At 39.5% G+C, this 7,395-nt stretch carries 6 protein-coding genes; 3 read left to right on the top strand and 3 right to left on the bottom strand.

All coding sequences use genetic code 11. The annotated features are described in order from the left end of the window. Positions 1–221, top strand: a 221-nt coding sequence (locus tag G9F75_RS02700; protein WP_167408913.1) for an IS3 family transposase, incomplete at its 5' end; no start/stop codon positions are given. A 59-nt stretch (positions 222–280) separates the two neighbouring features. Here G9F75_RS02700 and tagF read toward each other — a convergent pair. From tagF to tagD, 3 genes are all read right to left on the bottom strand, one after another. Continuing rightward, positions 281–2,443 (bottom strand): teichoic acid poly(glycerol phosphate) polymerase, encoded by a 2,163-nt coding sequence (gene tagF / locus G9F75_RS02695; RefSeq protein ID WP_021494864.1) that lies wholly within the window; start codon positions 2,441–2,443, stop codon positions 281–283. Positions 2,444–2,493: 50 nt separating this feature from the next. Beyond that, positions 2,494–4,512 carry an alpha-glucosyltransferase N-terminal domain-containing protein gene (locus G9F75_RS02690; protein ID WP_021494863.1) on the bottom strand — a complete coding sequence of 673 codons (2,019 nt, stop codon included), beginning with the start codon at positions 4,510–4,512 and terminating at the stop codon, positions 2,494–2,496. Positions 4,513–4,669: 157 nt separating this feature from the next. Continuing rightward, a complete protein-coding gene (gene tagD, locus G9F75_RS02685; protein ID WP_003151361.1) occupies positions 4,670–5,059 on the bottom strand; it encodes a glycerol-3-phosphate cytidylyltransferase in 390 nt (129 codons plus the stop codon). 355 nt (positions 5,060–5,414) lie between these two features. Between tagD and G9F75_RS02680 the strand changes: the two genes are divergently transcribed. After that, the gene (locus G9F75_RS02680; RefSeq protein WP_014419028.1) at positions 5,415–6,185 is read left to right on the top strand and encodes a WecB/TagA/CpsF family glycosyltransferase; all 771 of its coding nucleotides are present in this window, start codon (positions 5,415–5,417) and stop codon (positions 6,183–6,185) included. 32 nt (positions 6,186–6,217) lie between these two features. Continuing rightward, complete coding sequence (locus G9F75_RS02675) at positions 6,218–7,387, top strand: CDP-glycerol--glycerophosphate glycerophosphotransferase (protein ID WP_021494862.1); 1,170 nt, start codon at positions 6,218–6,220, stop codon at positions 7,385–7,387. Positions 7,388–7,395 lie beyond the last annotated feature (8 nt).

Genomic DNA, 7,395 nt, shown 5'->3' with positions numbered 1-7,395 from the left:
TGAGCATGTCCCGCAAAGGGACGCCCGCTGATAATGCCTCCATCGAATCGTTTCATTCCTCACTAAAGTCTGAAACGTTCTATCTTAACAGCATTGATCGAACTACGACGACCATCGTAGAACGCACTGCCATAGAATACATTCATTATTATAACAATATTCGTATTCAAACGAAACTAAACAGCCAATCGCCGATACAATATCGGCAATTGGCTGTATGAAGGTGTTTTGATCCCTGTCTCAAAAACGGGGGTCAGTCCCATACAAAGGGGTTTTTCTATTATTCAGATTCAAACACAATTTTCACGACTTTCTCAGAAGAATGTCCTGACTCAAGATAACAGAATTTGTCATAAAAAGGTTTGAATGAAACCGGGTGCTGATAATCCGGTGATGAAATATGTTTGATTGCCTCGATCGTTTCCTCTGTCGTTTTCACTAACGGACCAGGAGCATCTTTCTCAAAATCGAAATAAAACCCTCTGAGTTTATCCCGGTATGTTTCAATATCGGGAACAAAAAACAGCATCGGGCGTTTCAGATTTGCAAAATCGAAAAATACAGAAGAGTAATCGGTAATTAACAGATCTGAAATCATATACAATTCCCGAATATCTTCGTGTGCAGAAAAGTCGTAAGCAAACCCTTCAAACGGACCGAGGTCAAAATTTTCGGCCACAAGATAATGCATTCTCAGAATAACGAGATATTCATCTCCGAGCTCTTCCCTTAATTTATGCAGGTCTAAATCAAGGTCAAATTTATAACGGCCTTTAGCATAAAACTGGTCATCTCTCCATGTCGGCGCATAAAGAATGATTTTCTTATCCTCAGGCAGGTTTAACCTTCTTTTTATCGCTGTGATTGTCTCATTATTATTATCATTATGAAGAAAATCATTTCTCGGATAACCTGATTCAATCATAGTTTTATCGAATTGGAAGGCGCGCGCAAATATCTCAGACGAGTAGGCATTAGGAGAAATTAAATAATCCCAATTGGATGCCTCTTTAATAAAATTCTTTTTATATTTTTTCGTATTAGTACCCGGCATATGAACTTCTTCCATATCCATTGCAAGTCTTTTTAAAGGCGTGCCGTGCCATGTTTGAAGATAGGTTGTATGTTCCGGCTTTGGAATCCATAAAGGCAGACGGCTGTTGACGACCCAATATTCTGCCCGCGCCATAGCAAACAGCCACTTGATAGAAAGCCTGTTAATGTATTGAATGCCCTTCTCTTTAAAAGGCGCTGCATACTGTTTATTTACGCTCCAATACATTTTATATTCAGGATGATTGATTTGCATGTATTCATAAATGGCTCTCGGATTACAGCTGTATTGTTTGCCGTTAAAGCTTTCAAAAATAATGGTCTTGCTTTTAACAGGCATTTTGCTCGCCATTCTGAAAACAACTTTATAACCTTTCGTAATAAGGGAATTTCTGCGTTTTTTCAGTTTTTTCATTTTGGAAATGAAACGTTTTTTCTTCCCTTTTATGAAGTATCTCATCCTTGTTTTCAGGCTGTAGTCGTTCACACGGATACAGACAGTCTGCTTTTTCTTCTTTTTATATACCTCATACCTGACCGGTCCGCTGTCTTTATTCACAACGCTTATGAGGCCTTTCAGTTTATTTTTTCTGTCTCCGAGCACAAGCGGAGTGCTGCTGAGAACAATAGGTTCAGCTTCGTCGTTTTCACAATGAAACTCCATAAACATACGGTAGACAAATCGTTTTTCCAGAGAATAAGGAATATCTTTTAATGGAATTTTTATTTGGAAATCAAAAATTTCAGGGGTGAATGCATCTTCCCGAAGCTGTTCAATATTCTCCGTTTTTTTCGTCATTTTAATAGGGAAATGTTTCTCTACGGGATCTTCTCCCCCTTTTTTAATGACAAATTGCAGGTTTTTAACTGAAAGCTGATTCTCCGAACTTAGATATCCTGCATACCCTGAAATCATAATCTCTTCTGCCTTCAGCTGAATCTCATCAAACTTCACAATTTTCGCTTCTCTTTTTACCTTTAAAGAGAAATTGCCCTTATCGGTTGTATAAGGTAAAATTAACAGCTCAGTCGTATGATCAAGGTGGTAGGCACGCTCAATCGCTTCAGCTTCCACGGTTAAACGCACCTGCTTCGGCTGTTCTTCTTCCGCTGCCGGTTCCCCCAGTACCACATAAAAATCATAAGTCTGTCCCATTTCTAAAGGTTCAGGAAACGAGTGAATATTAATTGATGCACTGTATTGAGCCGGGCTCTCTTTCTCTAAAATAACAACATCCTCGGCTCCGGAACGCCGTTCTTTTAATTTTAAATAACATTTCACTTCCTCAGCTAACGGTTCTTCGCTTTCAAGTGAAATAGAGAGTGCCAGGTCTCCCACATTATTTTTTAAGCTTTTCAAAATACATTTGCTCACGGTATTTTCATCCATACTTATTTTCTGCTCCTCTGAATTAAAGCTCTTCACTTAACCGATTTCACTTAATCGATGTGATCCTTTTTGTTTAATTTAATAGAGAAATTCCCTTTCACAGTCGTATAAGGTTCGAAAGTATATCCGTTATTCATAAACCGATCTTTTTCGCCGAAATTGACTTCACGGCTGGATACCCTTCTTAGAATACGGATATGGTCAGCTGTTATATATTGAATGTAAAAGTCAAGAACCGAAGTATGATTTGCGTCAATTTTTTCTTTTTGGATGTCCTTTTCAAGATCTATATAAAATGGCTGAGCCGGTTGATCAGCGGATACGGATATGATTTCAGATTTGTTTTTCCGATCAATCCCAACCATTCGGACTTTTTCAAATGCATCATTCTGGTCAGACACTGAAACGCTGATCGCTAATCCGTTGGCATTTTTTTCAAAAGATGTGATCGGGTGTTCTTTAGAACCGACTTTTTCAGCAAGCCGTTCCTTTTCTTTTCTCACTTCAACCATTTTGAAAAGAGCATATGACCAATTTTTAATATAGTTTGGTTTAGAGTATTTCTCCGCCATTTTAAAGGCTAGACGTGAAAATTGTTTGTGAGTGCTGTCATCTCTCATTAAAGAGATAATGGCCTCAGCCAGCTTTTCTATATTATATTGTTCAATTACATAGCCGTTTACTCCATCTTCTACCAAGCTTCTGGCACCGTAATCGTAATCGTAAGTTACGACCGGGCATCCATTGCTCAATGCTTCCATATTGGACAGACCGAAGCCTTCAAAGTGAGAAGTTGAAATTGTCAGCCACGCTTTTTGAAACTCGTAATCAGGGTTGTTCGTGTAGCCTTTCAGCAATACATTATTCTTGAGGTTTTGAGCTTTTATTTCCTTTTTGATTTTCTCTCTTTCTCCTCCAGAACCGAATATTTCCAGTTTCGCATCCGGGATTTCATTTACAACAAGTTTGAACGCTTTAACGGCATGCGTCAGGTTTTTCATTGGTACAATCCGAGAGATAATAACCGCTTTATTTCGTTCGCTCGGAACTTTCAAAACCTCTTCATCGAGCGGTTTATTAATCGTATGCGGTGTAAAAAAGAATGTCTCTTTTTCCCCTGAAATCAAACTGAAATCTGCAATCTGCTCCTCAGTGATAAAAAATACGGCATCAAGGTTATTTATTTGGCCGAAAAGTTCTTTATAGCGTCCTTTGATCTGGAACTTATTATCACCATAATGTTTATTGTGAATAATCGCAGCATAATAAGATGACGGCGCTTTTTTCACTCTGAAGACATGTTTATCCTGTAGTCTGCTGTCGACCAGAAATAGTTTAGGCCGATCGTTTTCTTTTTGGAGAATATCAATCCAATGCCTGCGCAACTCAAATTCATCTTTAAATGTTAAAGGGTTTTCTTCTGAGTACCAAGTAAAATGTGTGAATTTGACTGCTTCATTTTGGTCATCCCACATGAAGTGCTTTTCCAGATAAACGACATTTTCGCTGTTGATAAACTCCTGAAGGAAGATTTGATTCGTCTTTGTATCAAAATGAGAGACAATGACGGGTTTTCCTTCTTTATTGTATTCTTCCCTTTTGATTACTTGTTTTTCATCATTCAGGTAATCTACGTAACGCACGTCATCACTGCCTGAATAATAGGAAAGATTATAATCGTTTGATGATTTTCCGAACATTTTTGAGATAGTTTTGCTTACTTTCCCCTTGCTGACATGTTTTTTTATTTGATTCAGCTCAATTTTCTCCGAATAAATCCGCTTGCCTTTTGTTCTTTTACTTAAAAAGTCATCATACATGTTGATAACTTGTGTATATTGAGGGTCGGTTTTCTTTCTTTCAAAGAGTTCGTTTTTTTTTCTCCGAAATTCCAAATCAAATTTAAAAGTAAGAAAGGCGGTATTCTTTTGACTCTCTTCTCCGAATAGTTTAGAACGCAATAATAGTGATTTGGTCAGACCTCCGTAATCATCCGGGAGGCCTCCTGAGATAAAATAATACATCATATCGGGAAGCTCATTATTATCGTTAATAGGCTGATTGGACAAATTTTTTCTCCCTTTCACCATATGGAATTTAGTAAAACACTGCAAAATAATACTATTCCCTCAGATTATTATAACAAACCTATTTAAGCATCAAAAAGTACTCCTTATCAGCAAATAAGAAGTACTTTGAACAGTTCATGCATTCAATAATTCCGTATTACACCCCGGCAATTTCTTTTTTAATCTGTGTGGTGGAAATGCCTTCGGTTCTAGGGAGGTAGATGACTTCGCATTGATCTTTAAGGAAATCGAATTTGCCTTCCCAATCGTCTCCCATTACGAACACGTCGATGTTGTGATCCGCTACGTCACGTACTTTTTGATCCCAGCTGTTTTCCGGAATGACTTCGTCGACATAACGGATCGTTTCCAGAATCAGCTTTCTGTGTTCATAGCTGTGGTAGGCCTTTTTTTGTTTTTGCAGGTTGAACTCGTCTGTTGAGATGGCAACAACAAGGTAATCTCCAAGCTGCTTTGCGCGCTCAAGCAGTTTAATATGACCCCAATGCAGTAAATCAAACGTTCCGTAAGTAATGACCTTCTTCATGAAACAAAAGCTCCTTTCTATCATCATACGTATAACAAGCAACTGCTCTGAAATGCTGCGCAGCTGTATCCTTAATCACTAAAGTGCCAATTTCGTACTCATGGAACCTCATTATATCACATAGCCCTGAAAAGGTTAAGCCAATGTAAAACGAAGTTAAATTCCACTTATTAACAAATGTTATTACAATAGGAGTTTAGCAGGGTTTTTGCGCGTATGATTAAAGAAATTGTTATCTTATTTATATTTTTGTAAAACTATTGTTAAGTTTATCTGAAGGTATTATGTTAAAATAAAGCTTAGCCTAAGTCACGAAAAAGTGAAAGAAAATCCCGTACAAAAAGGAGGACGGCAGATGCAGACTGAAATGGTGCACAACCTTTCTTACGTTAATGGAAATTTACAGGAGTTTATTTCATATTTAGACACTTATTATATCGCACAGAAGCAAGGAGCCGTCATTGCGACGGTCAATCCTGAGATCGGATACGCTGCGGCGAAAGACAAAGGTTATCATCAAGTCATTTCTTCCGCGGATTTCGTCCTGCCGGATGGTATCGGTGTCGTGTTAATGTCACGTTTGATGCAGCACCCGCTGAAATCAAGAATTGCGGGATTCGATGTGTTTCTTGCGCTGCTCGGCCTCGCAAACCGGCAGTCTAAAAAAATATTTTTATACGGAGCTAAACAAGACGTGCTTGACGCCGTTTTGAACCGGATCAGCAAAGAGTATCCGAATATTGAGGTTGTCGGAGCCAGCAACGGTTATGAAGCGGATAAACGCTTCGTCGCCAAACAGATTTCCCGGGCGAAACCCGATCTCGTGTTTGTCGCCTTAGGATATCCCCATCAGGAACAATTTATTTATGAACACAAACATCTTTTCCCTCAGGCTGTATCGATCGGTTTGGGCGGAAGCTTTGATGTGTTCAGCGGAACGGTGAAACGCGCCCCTGAATGGATGATCAAAACGAATCTGGAATGGCTGTACAGACTGGTGACGAATCCGTGGAGATGGAAAAGGATGCTGAACATTCCGAAGTATGCTTTTACCGTTTTGAGAAATAATAAATCAAATAAAAGCCTGTATTCCAAGCAGGCAGAAGATCAAACGAAACAGCTTTAAACAAATAAAACAGCAAAAGAGATTGGTAATCTATGAACTTGCGATCTTTATTCGCCGCTTTTTATTCTATATATCTGTCTGTTCTCGGCGTTTTGTTCAAGCCTGTAAAGCCCAAGAACCATCTGACCCTGCTGGTATCTTTTGAAGAGAATGCGCAGGCTCTCATCCGTTCTTACAAAGCGCACGCTGAATCGCTTTCTTATGAAATGACGGTTTTGTATACGAGACACGCCGTCAGTCTGAAAAAAGAGCTGGAAGGTGTCGGCTCTTTTTATCTGAACGAAAAACATCCGCTGCATCTTTTGAAGGCTGTTTTGGTCCTTTTTAAAAGCAAAGTGGTGATAACGGATAACTATTTCCTCATGACAAGCGTCTTAAACCGCCGGCCGCAAACGACATGCATTCAGGTGTGGCATGCGAACGGCTCTTTGAAAAAGTTCGGCCTTGAGGATGTGACGAATCAAAATCGTCCGGCATCAGATATCAGCCGTTTTAAAAAAGTGTACCGCTCGTTTGACTTTGTTACCGTCGGTTCAGACGCCATGGCTGACGTTTTTAAAAAGTCGTTCGGCATACGGGACGGCCAGCTGTTAAAAACGGGTATCCCCCTGACTGACGTCTATTATGAAGAACACAAGCCGGAACTGAAGCACAAATGGCCGAAAAAAATCATCTTGTACGCACCGACATTCAGGGATTATGATATGCAATCCTTTCGGCTGCCATTCACCGAAGAACAGCTCACAAACACGTTAAACGGAGAGTATATGCTGCTTGTAAAGCTTCATCCTGCCGTTTTGCATCATATTTCGGCTTCGTTTGAAAGCGAATTGATCAAGAACGTGTCTGACATGCGTCTTCATGATCTCTTGAAAGCGGCTGATATTTTAATTACGGATTACTCTTCCGTGCCTTTTGAATTCGCGCTCTTAAATAAACCGATTTTCTTTTTCACGTATGATCTGGAGGAATATGATCAAAAACGCGGTTTAATCGACAATTATACGTCCGTCATTCCCGGAAAGGCTTGTCATGACAGCGAAGCCCTTCTGGAGGAAATGACGAAAAAGCCATTTCGTGCAGAAGAAATGAAGCGGTTCTCGGACAAATGGAATATGTATTCAGATGGGAATTCGAGCAGCAAACTGCTCCAATTTGCAGAAGAACAAATAACATACAAAAACACCTGTTCACACAATTGAACAGGTGT

This window comes from Bacillus sp. EKM208B (genome assembly GCF_011800725.1).
Taxonomy (GTDB): domain Bacteria; phylum Bacillota; class Bacilli; order Bacillales; family Bacillaceae; genus Bacillus; species Bacillus velezensis.
Note: the sequence above shows the minus strand (reverse complement) of the source record. Positions and strands in the feature narration are given on the sequence as shown.

Excerpts from the sequence above, each read along its gene's own strand:
- tagF (WP_021494864.1), bottom strand. The coding sequence starts at position 2,443 with ATGGATGAAAATACCGTGAGCAAATGTATTTTGAAAAGCTTAAAAAAT.
- tagD (WP_003151361.1), bottom strand. The coding sequence starts at position 5,059 with ATGAAGAAGGTCATTACTTACGGAACGTTTGATTTACTGCATTGGGGT.
- G9F75_RS02675 (WP_021494862.1), top strand. The coding sequence starts at position 6,218 with ATGAACTTGCGATCTTTATTCGCCGCTTTTTATTCTATATATCTGTCT.
- G9F75_RS02680 (WP_014419028.1), top strand. The coding sequence starts at position 5,415 with ATGCAGACTGAAATGGTGCACAACCTTTCTTACGTTAATGGAAATTTA.